General features: G+C 24.2%; 14 protein-coding genes. 3 read left to right on the forward strand and 11 right to left on the reverse strand.

Annotated features, from left to right (window positions below; all coding sequences use genetic code 4):
- Positions 1-25: 25 nt before the first annotated feature.
- Both EXC48_RS03255 and EXC48_RS03260 read right to left on the reverse strand, forming a co-directional pair.
- Positions 26-2,176: a helix-hairpin-helix domain-containing protein gene (locus tag EXC48_RS03255; RefSeq protein ID WP_223216321.1), complete on the reverse strand. Its 2,151-nt coding sequence runs from the start codon at positions 2,174-2,176 to the stop codon at positions 26-28.
- Positions 2,177-2,184: 8 nt separating this feature from the next.
- Positions 2,185-2,868: a nuclease-related domain-containing protein gene (locus EXC48_RS03260; RefSeq protein WP_015287449.1), complete on the reverse strand. Its 684-nt coding sequence runs from the start codon at positions 2,866-2,868 to the stop codon at positions 2,185-2,187.
- Positions 2,869-3,536: 668 nt separating this feature from the next.
- Between EXC48_RS03260 and EXC48_RS03265 the strand changes: the two genes are divergently transcribed.
- From EXC48_RS03265 to EXC48_RS03275, 3 genes are all read left to right on the forward strand, one after another.
- Positions 3,537-5,915 carry a S8 family serine peptidase gene (locus EXC48_RS03265; protein WP_129720749.1) on the forward strand — a complete coding sequence of 793 codons (2,379 nt, stop codon included), beginning with the start codon at positions 3,537-3,539 and terminating at the stop codon, positions 5,913-5,915.
- Between the two features lie 9 nt (positions 5,916-5,924).
- Entirely contained in the window at positions 5,925-7,493 is a 1,569-nt protein-coding gene (locus tag EXC48_RS03270; RefSeq protein ID WP_129720751.1) for a hypothetical protein, read from the forward strand.
- Positions 7,494-7,594: 101 nt separating this feature from the next.
- The gene (locus tag EXC48_RS03275) at positions 7,595-9,289 is read left to right on the forward strand and encodes a hypothetical protein (protein WP_129720753.1); all 1,695 of its coding nucleotides are present in this window, start codon (positions 7,595-7,597) and stop codon (positions 9,287-9,289) included.
- Between the two features lie 49 nt (positions 9,290-9,338).
- Here EXC48_RS03275 and EXC48_RS03280 read toward each other — a convergent pair whose 3' ends face one another.
- From EXC48_RS03280 to EXC48_RS03320, 9 genes are all read right to left on the reverse strand, one after another.
- Positions 9,339-10,355, reverse strand: a complete 1,017-nt coding sequence (locus EXC48_RS03280; RefSeq protein ID WP_223216322.1) for an aquaporin — start codon at positions 10,353-10,355, stop codon at positions 9,339-9,341.
- A complete protein-coding gene (locus EXC48_RS03285) occupies positions 10,348-11,385 on the reverse strand; it encodes a 2-hydroxyacid dehydrogenase (protein ID WP_015287480.1) in 1,038 nt (345 codons plus the stop codon). Before EXC48_RS03285 ends, EXC48_RS03280 begins: the two co-directional genes overlap by 8 nt.
- 287 nt (positions 11,386-11,672) lie before the next feature.
- Positions 11,673-13,538 carry a transglutaminase domain-containing protein gene (locus tag EXC48_RS03290; RefSeq protein ID WP_129720757.1) on the reverse strand — a complete coding sequence of 622 codons (1,866 nt, stop codon included), beginning with the start codon at positions 13,536-13,538 and terminating at the stop codon, positions 11,673-11,675.
- An 84-nt stretch (positions 13,539-13,622) separates the two neighbouring features.
- Positions 13,623-15,023, reverse strand: a complete 1,401-nt coding sequence (locus tag EXC48_RS03295; protein WP_129720759.1) for an MSC_0618 family F1-like ATPase beta subunit — start codon at positions 15,021-15,023, stop codon at positions 13,623-13,625.
- Positions 15,023-16,552: an MSC_0619 family F1-like ATPase alpha subunit gene (locus tag EXC48_RS03300; protein ID WP_129720760.1), complete on the reverse strand. Its 1,530-nt coding sequence runs from the start codon at positions 16,550-16,552 to the stop codon at positions 15,023-15,025. The genes EXC48_RS03295 and EXC48_RS03300 overlap by 1 nt, the downstream gene beginning before the upstream one ends.
- Position 16,553: 1 nt before the next feature.
- Positions 16,554-18,782: an MSC_0620 family F1-like ATPase-associated subunit gene (locus EXC48_RS03305; RefSeq protein ID WP_129720762.1), complete on the reverse strand. Its 2,229-nt coding sequence runs from the start codon at positions 18,780-18,782 to the stop codon at positions 16,554-16,556.
- Entirely contained in the window at positions 18,775-19,230 is a 456-nt protein-coding gene (locus tag EXC48_RS03310) for an MSC_0621 family F1-like ATPase epsilon subunit (RefSeq protein ID WP_129720764.1), read from the reverse strand. Before EXC48_RS03310 ends, EXC48_RS03305 begins: the two co-directional genes overlap by 8 nt.
- A complete protein-coding gene (locus tag EXC48_RS03315) occupies positions 19,230-20,123 on the reverse strand; it encodes an MSC_0622 family F1-like ATPase gamma subunit (protein ID WP_129720766.1) in 894 nt (297 codons plus the stop codon). The genes EXC48_RS03310 and EXC48_RS03315 overlap by 1 nt, the downstream gene beginning before the upstream one ends.
- Positions 20,123-20,638, reverse strand: a complete 516-nt coding sequence (locus EXC48_RS03320) for a DUF2714 domain-containing protein (RefSeq protein WP_015287487.1) — start codon at positions 20,636-20,638, stop codon at positions 20,123-20,125. The genes EXC48_RS03315 and EXC48_RS03320 overlap by 1 nt, the downstream gene beginning before the upstream one ends.
- Positions 20,639-20,647 lie beyond the last annotated feature (9 nt).

A 20,647-nucleotide genomic window follows, 5' to 3' on the forward strand; every position in this document is an offset into this window, starting at 1 on the left:
GATTAATACTCTAAAAGGTTTTTATTTATGCAATTTTTCCTGATAATCTATGTCTTTCGACATCAATTTCTGTTATTATCGCTTCAATAGTTTGGCCTGGAAAAAATTCATCAAATTGACTTTTTAACTTTAAGTCAATATTTAAATTGTTAATATGAATGAAAAGATTTTCCTTCATTCCAATATAAACAAATAAACCAAAATCAGTAATATTTTCAATAGTTCCAACAACGTTTAATCCTACCTTTAGATCATTGAAGTTGGTTACAGAACTTTTTAAAATAAATCCGCTTTTGTCTTTTTTAATTCTTTTTACTGGTTTAGAAAGTGCATTTAAGATTAAATTAATATCATAAATATTACTATTATATTTAGATACTAATTCATTAGCATCTAAAAATGATACATCAATACCTTGATCAGAAGGTTGCAATTTGTAATCATTAATTACTTTTAAAGCTAATTCATATGAATCAGGATGAATGAAAGTTTTATCTAAATACTTACTTGTATTAAAGATTCTTAAAAATCCAATGGCTTGTTCATATGTTTTAGCTCCAAGTCCTTTAACATTTTTAATATCTTTTCGATCTTTAAAATCACCGTTTTCTCTTCGATATTGCACAATTTTTTCAGCAAGTTTTTCACTTAAACCTGAAACATAAGTCAAAATTGATTTAGTTGCAGTGTTTATATCTACACCAATTTCATTAACAACTTTTTGAACTTTAAATGTAAGGTAATTTTGTAATTCTTTTTGATTTACATCATGTTGGTATTGTCCAACTCCTATTGACTTTGGATCAATTTTCACATATTCATTTAATGGATCTAAGAACTTTCTACCAATATTAATTGCGCTTTTTTCCTCAACAGAAAGATCAGGAAATTCTTCTAATGCAACTTTTGAAGCAGAATAAACACTTGCTCCTACTTCTGAAACAATAGTATATTTAACATTATTAAGGTTTTTTGATTTAATGAGATTTGAAATAAAATATTCTGTTTCTCTTGAAGCAGTACCATTACCGATTACAATAATATCAATATTGTGTTTTTTAATTAAATTTAAAGTATATTTATTTGCGTCACTTACACACAATAATGGTTCGTGGGGAAAAATTTTTCCAATTTCTAAAACATCGCCATTTTTATTTAAAACGGCTAGCTTACATCCATTTTTAAATCCTGGATCAATAGCTAAAATATTAACATTATCAATCGCGGGCGAATTAAGAAGTTTCTCAACAGAATTTGAAAAAATTTCAATGGCCGACTTTTCTGCTCTTGCAAATAAGTCATTAAATATTTCTCTTTCGACTGAAGGCAAAATCAATCTTTTTAAAGCATCAATTATTGGTGCTTTAAAATTATTTTCATTAATTTTTTTACGGTCGATTTTATATAAAATAAATGATACAAAATTTTCAAATTTATATTCAAAACCTAGTGAAACAACTTCAAGTTCAACTGCTCTATTTATAGCTAAAACATTATGATTCTTAATGTATTTAATCGGTATTTTATAATCATAATAATTTCTAAACTTTGCCTTTTCATCTTTGGCCGTTTTTTTAACTTTAGTATATATAAGACCTTGTAGCAAAATTCTTTTTTTAATTTCTTCTCTTATTTCAATGTCTTGGGAAATTCATTGAGCAATAATGTAATTAGCTTGTTGAATCGCTACTTCAATCGATGTCACTTTATCAGTTAAAAATTTTTGGGCTTCTTTATTAATGTCAAACTTTGGATTTTTGTTGTTAAAAATTAGTTTAGCCAATGGTTCTAACCCAAGTTTAATAGCTTCTGTTGCTTTAGTTATTTTGCCAACCTTAAATGGTTCATAAATTGCTTCAAGCTCACTTTTAATTTTTGTTGCATTTATTTTTTTCAATAATTCATCGGTTAATAAACCTTTTTCTTTTAAAGTTTCAATAATAACATTTTTTCTCTTTTCGAGTTCTTCATAATATTTAAAAAGTTTATCGATTTGATAAATTTGCTCTTCATTTAAACCATAAGTTTCATTTTGACGATATCTAGCAATAAAAGGTACCGTATCACCTTCATAAAGCATATTTAACACTGTCTTAACTTGTCCTACTGAAATATCTAACTCATTACTTGTTTTTTTAATCGCCTCAATATTAATATTTATTTTTTTTTCAAACATATAACTTCCTATCTTTGTTTAATTTTCTGTCTAAATCTAAATTTTTCAGCAATAGTGCTTATTTTAAATGTTTCAAATAAATTAACTACGTCTTTGACATTAACTAAATCAGGTAATTTTTTAGACATTAATGAAAGTTGACTTATTAAATTTTCAAGCTCACTAATAGTACATATATTAACATGGTGCGGAATATTACTAATTTTTATAGTAGCATCATCTGGAACAATAATTAATGATGCTAACATAATATCTTTTCTAAGACTTCTTTTAATATTTTCAATATGATATTCATTTTGAAAAATTGGATTTTTTATTTTGTACAATTTTTTAGATGTTTTATTTTGTTTACTAATATTCAATTCCTTTTGATCAGCATTTCCGGACAAAATACCATTAATAGCTTTATACTCTAAAACAACTAATAGTGATGATGAAATTAATGCCGAATCAATCTCATATTGCTTATTATTATATGAATAAACACCTCCATCAATAAATTTAAATGGTGTTCCTTTTATTAATCGCTTAAGCTTTTCATTAACAATATTTTCAAAAATGAATCCGTTTTTTTTCTGCTTATAACCATATATATAGAATCATAAAAAGTATGAAACAGTAAGCGCAATAATTAAAACTAATATTATAGATATAATCGAAATAACAGTAGCAAAAAACACTTTTTCACTCATTTTACCCCCGATACACTAATATTGTTTTATTATATATTAATAATAAGATTAATAAAAGAAATAAACAAAACTCCATTAAAATTAGATAAAAAAATTTGTAAAATTACATACTTTTACACATAAATAGCTTGATTTTTGAAAAAAATATAATTTTATCCTAAAATATTACTTGGATAAAATTAATGACATAAAAATATTTTTATAATACCTATATAATTATTACTCTTTCTGCTAAATAAACACTATAAAATAAAAATATAGTTATCTTTTAATACAATAATAAGTATTAATTAAAGAATAATTATGAAACTGCAAAAATATAATCCTCTGTCCTTATATGTTTCAAAGTTAAAAATAAAAAGTATAAAATTAAGTATTTGGATTTTGTCCGAATACTTTTTCTTACTTTAAAAGAACTGTCATTTTTATTAATATGATTTTTGGTTTCACATTTTTCCATAAGATCACATATATTTTTTACAAAAATAATTTTGCCTTTTAAAAGTACTATAATTTTAATAAAAGGAGTGTTAAACTTATAGAGTCAAAATTTATTAATGCTTTATTATAAATTCATTTCAAATAAAGCATTAATATTTATTTTACAATCATCAGCTTGCTTCAAACACAATTTATAGAGTATTCAAATTCAAAAGGAAGTAACTAAAATGAAAATAAAAAAATTGTTGTCAACATTTACAACAATGCCAATTTTATTATCAATTGCAGTAGTTTCATATAAAAGCAATGATAATAATGAAGCTAAAATTCATATTAATAAGAATTCTATAATTGAAATATCAAAAAAAGATTATAAAACTATTATGAATTTTTATAAACCATACTATGAAAGATTAGGATTAAAATATGAAATAAATAACACAAACTATGATAATAATGGTGATTATAATAACGTAGGTATTATTGAAGTTAATGGACTGAAGGATTATAACTCCTTTTTATCACAAAATGACAATTTCAAATTTAATGTACTGAATAACGATGGGGAAACAGGAAAGCATGGCTATGCTGTAACCTCAATTATTGGTACAGATACAGGAATTAATAAAAATGCTAATATTTATTACTATGTCGATAATAGAACAAGACTATTGCCTACTGTAAAAAAAATGCATGATAAGTGAAATATAAACATTTTTAACAATAGCGCTAGTTATTTTGCAAATCCATTAGATTGTTATTATTTATATCAAGAAAGAAAAGAATTTAATAATATCGCTAAAAATATTTTAAATTGTTTTGATAAAAAATTTGGTTCTAATAACGTTCAAGATGCTGAAAAGTGAAAATCTAATTTAAGTATGTTTGTATTATTTGCCAAATTATTTGTTTATTACTATCTAAATAATGATTCAATGTTTGAAAATGAAGGCAAAAAAATAGAAAAGTATATAGAAGAGCTTGACCAATATGTAGGTGAAAATGATATCAAGTTTATTGCCTCAGCAGGAAATGGTAATGAAGAAATAAATTGATACAATAGAAACTATGATAATTCAACTATTAAACAAATTCTTAAAACAACAAATAAGAATAATATAATTACAAAAATAAGTGAAATGATTGGAAACATTGATATTAATAAACCCGATGAATCTAAAGAATTATCAAATACTATATTGAAAAATAATGAATATGAAATTTTAAACAATATTAAAGGATTAGTATTTTTTAAATTCTTTCTAGAAAAAAATTGAAATTCATATAATTCTGATAAAAAAAGCGAATTTTGGGATGATGAAAAAAGATATCCAGGTGTTTTTGATGGTTACAAAAAATGAATATCACATAAAAAAGTAAAGAATATTATATATGTAGGTGCAATGAATTCAAATAATATTCCAACTAACTTCACTGCATTTAGTGATCAAACTAATGACAATCATCCATTTATATCGGCATTTGGTGAAAATAGAAGTGTTCAAAGTCAATTATACCCTCATTACAAAACACAAAAATTATTAAATGAATATAAAAATAAATTCAAAAATGAACAAAATCTTTCTAGAAAGGATTTGGAAAGTCATTATAAAGAAAAAGAAAAAGAATTTATGGGAATTGCTATTGCAGAAACAAGAGAAAGTTTATATAGAAATTTAAGCACTAACTTTTACTCAAGTAATTATTTAACATTTAAAGATTACATTGATTATTTTAATAGTTTTGCCGGAACTAGTATGTCAGCTCCAATGATTACAGGAATACTTTCTTTAATGCAAAATAAAATAAAAAGAGAATTAACATTAAATGAAGCAAAAATTTTATTAGCTAGCTCTGCTACATATTCATCAACAACAACATCAAAACACATAAATTTTAAACCTGAGTATATTATAGAAAATACTTCTGAGTTTTGGAAAAATAATAAAACAAAAAGTAAAACGGGATATGGGATTCCTAAATTCTTTGAAATGAAAAAATTTATTATGAATAAGGTTATTTCTTATTCTGATTTTAAAAATGATAATAAATCTGAAGAACTACTATCAAAATCTTATAAACACAATATTTCACATAATTTCAATAATTTAACAGGAACATTTTCATACACAATTAAAAAGACTTTTGACAGTTATTTGGATTCAATTATTCCAGGTTCCAATGATGAAAAAATAATTAAGAAATTGATAAAAGAATACAATGCAAAAAATAAAAATGATTATAATAAAAACTTTTTTGATGTTGCGTTAACTATCGAAATGAATTGCGAAAGATTCGACAAAGAAGGTGAATTAATTAAGTATAAGACAGAAAGAACAAAATTTAGTAACTCGTTTTCTTCAAATGTAGAAAGAACTCATTTCGGAAACTATACTCACTTCGTTAATGGTGAATATTATTATACAATAATATACAATGAATGTTTAAAATACTGAGATGTTCTATCGGATTATTACGATAAAAAACTAAAAAAACATAGTGAAGATTCTACTAAAAAAGAACAATTTATATCTAAATTATGACATTTGTATAATAATTATTTAAAAGAATATGTAAATTACAATGCAATAATAACTATTAATTAAGGATTCATTATGAAACTGCAAAAAAAAATATTTTTTCTTTCTTTAAATATAATACCTTGTTTTATTACATCATGTAATTATTCAAATGCTATTAGTAATAACCAAAACCATAAATATACAGATGAAGAAATAATAGCAATTAATCAAAATAAATATAATAAAAAATATAAGGAAATAAGAACAAAATTAAGAAATGAAATAAAAGATCAACTTGGAATTAATTTCAATGATTCAGTGATAACTAATGACCAGGTTGAAATGCTAAGATTAATTATTCGTAGAATCAAAGATTCTAGGCCAATTTTCTTGAAACGTATTAAGGAATTTTTATATTATGATTTTAAATCATTAATTGATATTTCAAATAAAGCAAATTGAGAAACAATTGACGATTCTGAAAAAACAGAAGCAACCCTAAATAACATTTTGAATTATTTATATTATTTTTATATTGAATTAGATGATGATAAAAGCGATATTGGTAAAAACTTAATTTCATTTAATGAAATGAAAAAAGATAATAATTTAACATTTAATAAAAACATAAATATTAATAATAAATATCAAAATCAGAAAGTAAATAAATTCATTCTAAGTAAAACATATAATAAAAATAATTTAGATAATAATGACCTTAATGATGTTTATTTAAATTGAGGTAAATATTATACTCCTAGAAATATACAATTTCTTTTAGTTGATGAATATTATTTTGATGGTTATGAGGACAAAAACTTATATGATAGAAAAAATATAAGAGGTGTTAGAGAGCGATTTTTAGATACCGAAATAGGATATAAAGTAATTCATAACTACAATTTTATAACAAAAGAATCATATGCTGATCAAGGCCCTAAGTCACAAAATACATCAAATAAATATTTTGAAAATAAAAATGAAACAATTTTAAATCCAATTCCTGAAAAAATTAAAGAAATAAAAGATAGAAATGGCTATTTTGCACCGAAAAATGTCACTTTATATAAATTAAACAATCAACAAGCAAATAATATCTTTTTCGATCATTCATCAGTAAATAATGAAAATAATTTAATTCTTGACTTTGAATTAGATTATGATGCAAATTACTTAAATCAAAATAATAAATATTTAGGTTTTAATGAAATTAAAACATCTGATAATAAAAAAGTCTTAAATTTATATATAGTTGATAAATATGAACCTGGTAGCTTAGATGATTTTATTAAAAAAAATGGTTCAATTAGATATAAACCAAATAATACAACTAAAACAAGATTAACAATAAATTTATCAAATATTTTAAAACAAAAAAATATCGATACAAAATATGACGCAATCTTATTTACTGGTCATGATTATTTTGTCAATTTCTCAGGCAGCTCTTTATTAAATACTTTAAATAATCCGCTAGAAAATACCAAAAAAACAATTTATGATTGATATTTCGAAAATTCTAAGGTAAATAAATTAACATTATTTACACCTGAAAATTTTGACTTTTATAACCTCTCACAAAATGATTTAAAAAAATTAAAACCTAATAGTTTTAAACAATATGATTATAAACCATATTATGACATATTAAAAATAAAATAATAATGAAATAAATTCATTAGTTTTAAATTTTGATACTATGATAAATTAAATTTAAGATTTTATCTTATAATATAGTAATAAATATGTTTTAAGGAATTTAAATGAAAATAAAACCAATTATATCTTTATTATCATTTGGAATGATTTTAAGTGTTATTTCATGCACTAATCCTATTGATATAAAAAATGATAAACCAAAAATACAAAAAGATATTTCTGATAGCGAATTAAATAATTTAAATAATATAACAATTTATAAAATAAATGATTTGCAAAATGATTTGCCTAAAATAATGTCAATACCTTTAAAAAAGCAAAATTTTAATTCATATCATATAATTGATTCTAATTTAGAACAAATAAATGCGATAATGGATATTATTCCTGATTTATACAGAAAGGCATTTAATATTGAAATCCCTAATTTAAACAATACTAATTATGATAAAGTTCAGTTAATTCTTGATAAAAATAGGATTAAAACTTATCTTCTAAATGCAGAACCTAATCAAATTAAAAAAATAATTAAGCGGCTTTATGAAATAGTGAATGAAAAAATTACATTAATTAAAGAATTACGTGTTAGTTTTAGTGATGAATCTCATATTAGAAATTCATTAATTTGTGATAATACAAATAAAGAAAATTGCGGCTATTATAATATATATAAAAATAAAAAATTCACACAGTTTGATATTAAAAATGAAAATAATACATTAACTAAATTTGATCAGCTTGATAAAATTCAAACCATTGAAAATTCATATTTCATGTTTTTATTTTTAACTAAAAGAAATATTTTATTAGAATTCTTAAATGAAAGATCAATTATTAAAGATGCAAATTCAATTGCAAATCTTAGTCAGAACCTAAAAGAAATTTATTCAACACTTTTTGATTTTGTTACATTAAGACCTAAAATAAAAATACCAAATGCTAAATCAAAAATTTTATCATACCAAGAATTTGCAAAACAAAATAAATCAAAATTAATCAAAATAATTAATGATACTTTTAACAAAAAAACAATAAATTTAATAAATACCAATACAAATTCACCTTTATTATGAGATATTTATAATATTAAAAACGTTTCAGATAATCATTTTTACAAAGAAAAAGCAGATAAGTTTGAACTATTGAATAATAACATTAGTCCTTTAACATTTAAATATTTATCTGAAATTAAAATTTCAGATAATAAGCTTAAGTCTCTTAAGTTAAACATTTTTGGTATACATAAATCATTTGATGAACAGAAATTTAACGAGTACAAAAGCTTATATCAAAAAAGTGAAAAATTTATAAATTTAATTGATCTCAAAAGAAGTTTGATAAAGGCAAAACAATTATTTTCAATCATACTTGAAAATAGAGAATTAGTCAAACAAATTACTAAAAATGATTTTGATTATAACAATTTTATTGATGCAATTATTAAAAAAGATACAAAAAAACAACAATTATATTTAAGTTTATTTGATTTTCGTAAGTGATTATTAGAACACCACATAAAAGCTTATGAAGATAAAAATGATAAACAACCATATAATTCTGAAAATGCTGCTAAACTATTAGAAAAATTAATTAATGAATTGATAATGAATAAAGAAATTAGTGACACTACAGTGTTTGATCCTATACTTAAAGATGAAAATCATAAAATATATGAAAATAAATTACTAGAATTTTCTAAAAATTCAGAAAATATTCATATATTAAGATTCCTCAACTCTTTTTTAGATTATATTAATAGTATTGATACTTTACTTCAATACATTCCAAAAGAAATTTAATTAACTTCATTTTTAAAAATCACATGTCTTTAACATGTGATTTTTAAAATTATTTTTTATCTTTTTTATTTGGTTTAAACATATTTTGAGCTTTATAATTTTTAAAGCTAATTACTTTTGCTACGAATGGATTAAAAACTTTTTCAGTAAATCCTTGTAAGAATAAATAAAAGAATGGGGCAAACAAAGTACCAAGCAACATTGAAACTGTTCCTGACACAACACCATTTCATACAGCATTATTATCATTAACATTTTTAGCAACCATCTTGGTATATTCTAAAAATCCAGCTGAATTATGAGAACTCTCAAAAAACAAGAGTGGTAATTGTTGAGCTAATCCACGAACTGGATTAAGTGCAGCTGTACTACTTAAAATTCCAGCTCACACAGAAAATGAAATAAGCACCATAATGAATGTATCACGATATTTACCATCAATTCTAGGAGAAAAAATAGGAACTAATAAGATTGTGGTAATTAATAATTCTGCAAAAAAGATTCAAATTGATCCAGAAATTAATTTACCTTCTAAAGTTTCAGGTTTAACTGGTCCTAATCCCTTTTCTGCTGAGCTAATTGAATTAATAGGTAAATTAGAAATAAATTTTTCTCCAACCAACGAATGTCCTACACCGTAAATAATTAGTGCAGCAAATATTCCACCAATAAATTGAGCTAATATTTTGTATGAAGCGTATCAACCATCATTAGTTCCGTTAAGATATCTTGTTAAACTAACAGCTGGATTAAGATCACAACTTCATCTTAAAAAAATAAACAATACTAAACCAACAGCAATAAATCCTGCGTATAATCCAACTAATACAGGATGAAGAAAATAATGTTCAATTATAATGGGATTATTTTGTTGATAACTAATAGTAGTACTTAAACCGGCGAAAAGAAGCGAAAGCAATATTGAACCAAATAATTCAGCAATCCCATGAACTATTCAAGTGAATAAATCCTTCGGTTTTTCAGCATTAATTCGGTTTGAAGGTTTTAAGTTAAAATAACTAAACAAAGATTTAAAGAATTCTATAGAACTTGTTTTTTTATCCATTCTTCACCATCCCATTCTCTAATTTTACTAATGCATTATCAAAATTACCACTTTCTGCTTCATCAGCATATTTTAATACTGTTTTAGCAATTTGAGTTAATGCTGTTTCAGTTAAAAAGGCTTGGTGAGGGGTAACTATTACATTTGGCATTTCTATTAACTCTTTTCATTGAGGATCCATTTTTTGAATTTCTTGCATTCTCGCAGAAACATCTTCATAGAATCTTCCTTCTTCACGTTCTAAAACATCAGTTGCAAGACCTCTAATTTTACCTGACTTAAGTCCTTCAAGTACGGCACCTAATTCAAGAATTTCACCTCTAGCTGTATTAATAATAATAACACCATCTTTCATTGCGTCAATTGCTGATTTATCGATTAAATATTTTGATCATGACAATAATGGACAGTGTAATGAAATGAAATCTGATTCATTAAATAATTGTGTTAATGAAACATATTCGAATCCTAATTGTTCTGCTAAGCTAGGAAAATGTTCTTGTGCATAAAGGTCAAATACAAGAACTTTAGCACCGGTTGCTTTTGCAATTTTAATGAATGTTTGTCCAATTTTACCAGAACCCACAACTCCAATTGTTGAATTTGCAATACATTTTCCTTCTAATCCATCAAGTGAAAAATTGTATTTTTCAACTCTTTTGTTTGCTTTTATTAAATTACGGTTTAAAGCTGATAAACCTGCAAAAGCAAACTCTCCAACACTTTCTGCTGAGTAATTAAAGACCCTAAATACTTTAATTCCTAATTTATTAGCAGCTGCTATATCAATCTTGTTATATCCCATTGATCTTTGTAATCAATATTTTACTCCAAGTTTTGCAAGAACACCTAAGATAACTTTATCACCATATGTATTAACAAATCCACAAACAGCATCAAAACCTTTTGCTAGATTAACGGTATTAAGATTTAAATTTTCCTTAAAATATGTAATTTCATGCTTGTTTTGATTATATTTATTAAAATGTTTAATATCATAATCTTTAGCATCAAAAAAAGCTATTTTCATTTTATACTCCTATTATTTAGTAAATGAACATGAATTTTAATAACTAAATACTCCTTATATTATATTAGAAAATCCTCATTTTAAAATAATTTAATTTCAAAACTTTAATCCTTAAAATAAGTACTTTAAGTAAAGTTTTTCACCAATAAAGTAATAAAAAAATGAAACTTACTTATATTATAAAGTTTCATTTTTTGTTTTTTGTAATTGTTATATAATAACTAATGAGCCGACATCGAAAAACTATGTTATTTTCATATGTCAACTACCTTCTATTTAGGAGGTTTTTATTTTTCTATATTTTTATTAACCTTTTTAATAATATCTAAAATAAACGGACTTATATTATTAGCTACTTTTATTTTTAATTTATCGTGATCGATTTTTACAAAAGCGTCACCTGAAAACGATTCAACACTAGCAGGAATTTCGATTAATTTTAGATTTTTTAAATTGTTAAATGTAAATTCAGGAATTATTTTAATACCTTCTTGCAAATGGATATTCTCAATACTATCATTAAATGAAAAATTATGCGAATCCAAAATGACATCGTTTGGAATGTAAAGTGTGGGTCCTATTTTTGATGGAATTGTAATAATTTTTCTTAACTCCTTATTTACCATTTTATCAAAATAATTACGATATAAAATTCCACCTAAACTTGAAAATCAATAATTACCAGGTTCAACTTTAATTTCCTTAAGATTTTTAATAGCTAATGAGCTTTTATTATCCGCTATTTCTTTAACTGTTTTTGGAATTGTAATAGTTGATTTTTCATATAATTCTGGTGCTAAAATAAGTTTTGTAAAGTCTTTATTGTACAAGATTCCATCTTTTGAAGCAAAATATTTATTTGATGGATCAACAATAAATTCTTTTACATTATGAGTTCCAGACTCATATTCAATTCTTTCGATGTGTTTTCCAACATAAAGAATTTCATTAGTTTTAAATGCTTCTTTAGAAATTGAAACTACATTTAAATTATTTGAAATTTGCTCTTTTATTTGTTGAATATTTTCATTATTTTTAAATAATGAAACACCTAAGTTATATTCATATGAAACATTATTTAAGTTATATTTAACATCAATAATTTGAAATGCTCTATGATCCTTTGCAAATTCTTCAATTGTCTTATTATAATAATTCGGGTTATTAGCACCTCAAGTTGGATCTGAATGGAAAAAGGTCTTTTTTTCAGAATCATAAACTAAATTTCATTGATGATCACCAAATTTAGAAAAACCAATAACAATAGTATTTTTAATACCAACTGAATCTAACATCGCTTTATATAAATTGCTATATCCACCACATACTGCTATTTTTCGTGTTAAGACATCAAATGGTTCAATTGCTGGTTGAATTCTTGTATCAAAAGCATATTTAACATTTTTAATAATTCAATCATATATTGCATAAGTTTTTTCTTGATCAGTTCGCTTTCCTTTAATAAGCTCTTTTGAAAATGTCTTTATTTGAGTTTTATTTTCAAAAGTATAGTCGCGATCTGAAAATTCATTGACACCACTAATACCAACAAGGTTCATAAATTCTAAGGTTTCTTTATTCGTTCTTAAATTATTTTCAAAACTATTAATAGTTTTTACACTAGAATTAATATCGCTATCATTATTTTTATCTTTTTTATTTTTAATACCATAATTAGAAAAAGCTTCATTATCTTTTTCTAATTGCTCATTTGTAATTGTAGTTTCAGGGGTATTTTGATATTTAGATTTAACTTCATCAAATGCTTTAGAAATGTTTTGAATGACTTCCAAATAATGCTCACTAGTGACATTTTGATTAAGTTTCTTATAGTATCAAAAATCATCAATAATATTAGTTAATTGATCTTTATAAGTTTTATATTTTAGTTGATTTAATTTATTATTAATAAAATCTTGAACAGTTGATTGTAATTCATAGTATTCATTTTTAATTTGTTCAAAAGTTTTAGGTTTTACTAGTGGTGAATGAAGTTTTTCGATATTTTTTTCATTAATTCTCTTATCGTTTTTTTCTTGATTATATAGTTCTATATTATCTTTTAGTTCTTTGCTATTCCTAGAATAATTACATGAAATAGTTGTTATTATGCTTGAGCTAAAAAGTAAAATAAATCCTAGCTTTTTTTTCATATCTCTCCTTATGAAATTTTATTGTAGCATTTAAATACTATACATAGTAAATTATAAAATGTCTTAGGACTAAAATTAATGATTTTATTCCTTTATTTTTGACATTTCTTCTAATTCTTCATCTGTTGGAATATCTAAATTCGATCCAATGTATTGGAAGATTTCTGGACTTTGTTTTAAGTACTTACCTTCAAGAATTCTAATAACACTTTCGATTGTATCTTGTAACGGTACAAATACCCCAGGAGATTTAGTAAAGTGTTCTGTCATAAAGAAATTTTGAGTAAAAAAGTTTTCAAGTTGTAAAGCTTTTTTAACTGTATTTTTACTTTCTTCATCAAGTTCATCAAAACCAAGAATTAAAATAACATCTTCAAGATCTTTATATGCTTTTAAAATTCTCTTTGTTTCGATAATTGCATCAAAATGTCTTTTTCCTAATAATTCCTCGCTTACTGAGTTTGATTGAGATTCAAGCGGATCAAAAGCAGGAAAAATGTTTTTAGCTGATTGTGCTCTTGAAAGAACCATACTTCCATCAAGATGATTAAATACAGCAACAGCGGATGGATCAGCTAAATCATCCATTGGTAAAAACATTGTTTGGAATGATGTAATTGATCCATTATCATTTTTATATAAACGATCTTCTATACTTGCAACATCACTTTCTAAAGTTGATTGATATCCACCAATTGAAGGTCTTTTTCCTAAGGTTGCACTTGTTTCATTTTCTGCCTGTAAAAAACGATAAATATTGTCAATAAATAATAAAACGTCTTGGTGTTCATTATCTCTAAGATATTCAGCTGCAGTTACACCAATAGGGACAATTGACATACGTGCACCAGGAGATTCATTCATTTTTGAAATATACATTACTGATTTATCCATCAAATTAGATGAATTTAACTCATTATATAATTCAATCGCTTCTCTTGAACGCTCACCTGAACCAATAAAAATGTTAGCAGTATTTTCACTTCTTTTATTAATATTGAAAATCATTTCTTTCATTAAAACAGTTTTTCCAACTCCAGCACCACCAAAGATACCTAATTTATATCCTTTAATAATTGGGATAAAAAAGTCAATGGCTTTAATTCCTGTTTCAATAAATTCTACATTTTTTGAAAGAAATCTTTCTGGGTTAATTGTGCTATTCATTTCAACCTTAGTAGGCTCATAATAAGCATTTTCAGGTAACAAAGCTTCACCTTTAAATGAATAGATATTATTTAATGATTCATGACCAACTGGAACCATAAAACTACGACCTAAGTTAACAACATCATCGTCAATCGCAATTTCTTGTTCATTGTAAATAATAATTGCCCTAACTGTAGTATCATTTAAAATTCTTTTAACTAAAAGATATGTTTTACCATTATGTAAAGTTAATAAATAATTAACTTTAGGAAGATTTTCTTTGGGAAATTCAATTTCTATAACATCAGATCATAAATTAATTATTTTACCGTTCATTATTTATCTCCTAACTTAGTTGCTATATCATTCATATATTCTTGATCAAGGTCTGTAAATTCATGCTCTACTTCTATTTTTCAATCTAATCCAACATAATCAGAATATTGTTTTAATGCAGAAGCGAAAAATGATTTTAATATTGCATCATCATAATTTTCTTCATCACTAGTAAGCTTTTCAAAAGCAACCTTAGCATCAGGATGAATACTAATGATTTCATCAAGAAATTGTAAAGCTTTTTCTTGATTTTTTATTCCTTTAAATAAACCTCATGAAATAAGTTTTGATGTTAATAAAACTGTTTGTTTAGAATAAATTGCAAATCCTTTTTGATTAAATAATTTTTCAATCATTTTTCCTTTATGTAATAAAGCTGTTGTTTCCTTATTAAAGTCATAATCTAAGGTAGCAAGTTTTAAATGACGTTTGTATTTTCTAAATATTTTTCCTATTTCTGCGGCTACTTTGGTTACTGATCTACTTTGAACACTTGATCCTGTACGAGAAACTGATAAGTTAATGTTAATAGCTGGTAAAATTCCGTGCGAAAATAAATCTGAACTTGTAACAATTTGTCCATCAGTAATAGAAATAATATTTGAAGCTATTAATGAAGTAATGTCACCATCAACAGTTTGTAAAATAGGAAGTGCAGTAATTGTTTTTCTATCAATAAATGAACCAGAACGTTCTAAGAGTTGTGAATGTGAGAAGAATGTATTCCCAGGCATAGCTTCTTTACCTACTGGTCTATCTGTTAAAAGCGCAATTTCACGAATAATGTTTGAATGTTTAGTTAAATCATCAAAAACAATTAACACATCATCATTATAAGAAATATTTTCAGCATGTGCCATTCCGATATATGGGGCTAAATATTGTTCAAATGCACTTGTTGATGGAGCATCAATTATAATTGTGTTTTCAATAGCATTATATTCTTTTAAAGTATTATAAATTTTTGAAATAGCTTCACGTTTTTGTCCAATTGCAACATAAATACATTTAATACCTTCTTTTGCTTGATTAATAATGGTATTTAATGCAATATGTGTTTTTCCAGTTTGACGATCACCGATAATTAATTCACGTTGTCCTTTTCCGATTGGTATCAATAAATCAACTGAAGCAATACCAGTAAATAATTGCTCATTTAAAGTTTTAACTGACATTAAATCATGCGCCAATTCAAATACTTTTCTACCAGATGCATTAAGACTTAATTGGGTTTTTTCTGGGTAAGGTAAAATAATATTACCGAAAATATCAATTACATTTCCAAATAACTCATTAGGTGTGTCTACTCTTGCATCATCATTTTCTAAAATTATTTCACTACCAATTTGTAATTGATTTTCTTTGGTGTTTGCAATTAAAAATGCTTTATCATGAGTTGCGCTAATTAGCATTAATTTAACATCTTCATTATTTTCTAAATGATAAAATTGTTTTTGTTTGTAAGGATATTCTCCTGAAACTTCAACAATATAATCAAATATTGATGTAATCTTTGGATTTTTTTTCATGTTATATTCCTTTCATTCCTAAAATTAGTAAAACTAATCCAATAATTAATAATATGTCAAAGGCAATTAATAATAATATTGAAAGTCTTTTATATTGTTTTGGTTTTCTTTGAGAAATTATTCTAACTAACGAAATTGCATTCACTATTGAACCTAAAAATCCAACAGTTGTTAGTCCTATACCAATATTTCTATTAATTAAATTATTTTGTTTTCTAGCTTCATTATTGATATTCACTAATTCTTTATATTTTGCATTTACAGTTGATGTATCTTCTGTAGTATTTTGTTGATTTTTATTTTGAGCATTTTGTTTAGGCGGTTGAACTACTGCTCTATCACCAATTACATCTTGTAACAATAATAATTCCTTAGAAACTACACTTAAATTACTAATAAAAACCTTATATCAATTTGAAACATTAAAAGTTAATAAGTCAGTTGTTTTTCTTAATTTATAAATCTTTGTTTCAAGATTTTGATAAAAAGTATTTAATTCATTTAAATCTATATTCTTAGCAATTAATTCTTTCTCATATTTTGATTCACCAGGTTTATTAGATGTTAAATTAGCATTTGGTTTAATTCTTCCTTTAATTCTTTCAGAAATTCCGAATTTTTTATTATTAAAACTCTGAACTAATGAATAATAAAATGGTAAATTATTAATTCTTGAAGTTTTTAAAGCTGTAAGAATTAATTCTCTAATATTATTTTTAAACCCGTTTATATAGTTATTACTATATGAAAAGTCTTCACTTATTTTTAAATCTGTTTTATATACTTCAATAGCCTTATTAAACTCTTGATTAATTTTTTCATTATTAATTAATTTAACCCCGCTATCAACAATGTGGAATAAAGCATTGGAAACTGCTCCGCTTAATAATTTGTCATAATCAAGTTTTTCATCAAGTCCAACAGCTTTATATAATTCATAAAAAACTTCTTGAATTGATTTAAACAATTGCTCAGTTAATAATGCAACTCTTGCATCATTACTTTTTTCAACTTTAATAAGAAACGATCTTTTAGCATTTGGATTAATTACATCTTTTAATTCAACGGTTGCTAATAAATTAGAACCTTCTTCTGTAAGTGCGATAACTGTATATGCATATCTAGTATTAATTGGATTTCTAAAAAAGAAAATCGGATCTTCTTTTCCTGCTAATATATTTGTCTTATTACTATTGTACAAATTCATTATTTCTTTGTTGTCTTTAGTAATTAAATTATATCTTACCTCAGGACTTAAAGCCGGAATCCCTTGGAATACCTCAGGATTTGCTGCTGGATCTTTTTTCTGATCTAAAAGATCTGGTGACTTATCTGATGGTGGTATTTCTGGATTTTTTTGAGGTTTTTCTTCCTTTTTATCCTCTTGAGTTAATTTAATGTTTAAATTAAGGTCAAAATCAATCACACGTGGTTTAATTTTAGCTTTAATATATTCATCTCAAGTCTTATAATTTTTTGGAGGTTTTATAGTGTATCCATTTTTTTCATTAGAAGATTCAAAATCTAAATTAAAATCTTTTTCAATTTCTAAAACATCTTTTTCATTATAAATTAAACCGTCAATTTTCTCGTTTAAGGCTTTTTGATATTGTTCTATAGCATTATCAAACCTTGCTTTATCAAAATCGTTGATTTGGTTTTCTTTAATGATTTTAAATTTTCCATCTTTCTCTAAGGCTTTTTTGTAATCAGTAGGATCTGTTAATCCTGTTCAAACACTTGTATATTTTTGATTATTATATTCAATATCTTGGATATTTATTTTTCTATTAGTTCCTATTACATATGGAAAAATTAAAGCAAAACCATTTTCATTTGGATTATTAATAATTTTTTCTTTATTATTTTTAACAAATGAAGCAAGGATTTTCAAGTATGTTGTTTTACTGAAACGTTTTTTAAAATCTTTTTCAAGTTTTTCTGTTTTAGCAATCTCTTCTTTAGCAAATGCTTCAAATCTTTCTAAAGCTTTTTTAATACCTTCTTTTGTTTTATTTGTTGCTTTATCTTTAAAAGAATCAAATTCTGGATCATTTTTCGGTTCTTTTTTTGGTTCTTCTTTTTTCTCAGCGCCTTGTTTTGGCGAATTATCTCCACCATTAGATGGTGTGCTCTTTTGATCAGTTTCGGCAGAAAGAACGGTGATAGGAAGCATTAAAGTTGAGGCAAGCGAAAGTGTCTTAAAAATCTTTTTAAACTTTTTACTCATAATTTTCAACCTCCTCAATATTTAAAAGATTTTTCATTAAACAAATAAAATATGAATTTTCTAATTCATCCATTTCTATCACTTCATCGATTATTCAACCAAAATGTTGATTAGACGAAATCTCACGCATTTTCTTTTTTAATTCAGCTAATTCACCTCTTTGATTTTTAGTTTTTTTAGCTTTTTTATAAAAATTTTGAGATGAGAATGTTTTAATATCGATATTTTCCATATCAGCAATAAAACTAACACTTTCTAAAAATGTATAAAATTCATTATTTAATTTTTTATTTCTGAATCTAAGTAATACCTTTGAATATGAACCAACTGAATTTTTATCTAATTCAACTCAATTGTCTTCATCGTTATGATTAATAAAAATTTCATAATCATTAAACTGTATATTTTTCCCATTTAAATAGGTAATGTTAATGTTTTTAAAGAGCATTAATTACCTCCTTCATCAAAAATTGTTTTCTTTTTCTGAGTAAGGAGAATAATTTCTTCGATTTGCTTTTCTTGTTTTGCTCTATTAACTCTTTTAGTAACAATTAATAACTCTTCATCAATTTGTTTAATTTTTTTATCAATTGTAACAAGATTATTTTTTGCATTGTAAAATGATGATTCAACTATTAAAGAATTAATAACATTTTCTAAATAAACAAAGATTTGTGCTTCAATAAAATTTTCGATATTTGGATATATCTTATAATCTTTTAAAGAATTATTTCATTCTGTTTTTTCTTTAAGCTGCAAAAGCTTATCAACATCAAAGTTTTCAAGCGGTAATATAGTAAATGGATCTTTGTAGTTTTTACTTGAATTAATAACAAAGTTAACTTTTGAATAGTTGTTTTCAACAAATAAAATTTTGATTGTCTTTGTTAAAATTTTAGTTAAATTCGGATATGATGAATTGTCAAAATATCTAAGTAAATTCAATTTATTTGATTCTATAAAATTCTTAGATCTCTCACCGATACTAATAAAGTCAATTGATGAATCCTTAGATCTTTTAAGAATTTCATTTTCATATCTAGAATATGAATCTGTTCCATATTTTTGTTCTTCAGTTAAATATATATAAAGTTCTCTTGGTTTTTTAATCTTATGTTTTAGTTGAGTAAATTTATTAGATTGAATAAAATTGTTTTTAATGTTATATTTCTCTTTTAATCCGTCTAGTAATTTAGAATTTAATAAAGCATTATCAACATAAAATGATAATTTTCTTGTTAGGTTTAAAATGTTAATTAACAAAATATTTTTATCATTATTAACCTTAACATGAATGTTTTCTAAATTACGCTTTTTTTGTATTAGATCTTTAATATGCATTATTGGATTTTTACACTTAGTTCTTTAGAGAAAAATAACTTTAATTCTTGGTTGTGATAAAACAAAATAGTATTTGGAATGATTTCTAAATAGTAACCTCTACCTAAGAAGTTGGTAATTTCATTATTAAAATCACGCAATATTTTATGGGTTAAATAATCATCGGAAGAAGTTAAATTAGCCGCAAAATTATCTGACATCTCACCACTATGATTAGTAACCATCGGAATCATTACTGAAGTACTATATTTAAGATTTAAATTAAATGTAATTGTGAATTCATCAAAAATCAAATCATATTTTTTATTTACAGCTTCATTTATCATATTTTTAATATTTATGTATTCATTAGAAGAAAACCCAACATTATTATGTAATAGTGGTCTACTAATTAATGTATCAAATGATAAAATATTATTTTCGTTTTTAGAACGTATCGACTCATACTTTTTATATAAATTAAAGGTCGCTTCTTGTTCTTGAATTTTTTGTTTTGAAATTCATTTTAATGGCATAATTTTCTC

Source organism: Mycoplasmopsis cynos, from assembly GCF_900660545.1.
In the GTDB taxonomy this organism is placed as follows: Bacteria; Bacillota_I; Bacilli_A; order Mycoplasmatales; family Metamycoplasmataceae; genus Mycoplasmopsis; species Mycoplasmopsis cynos.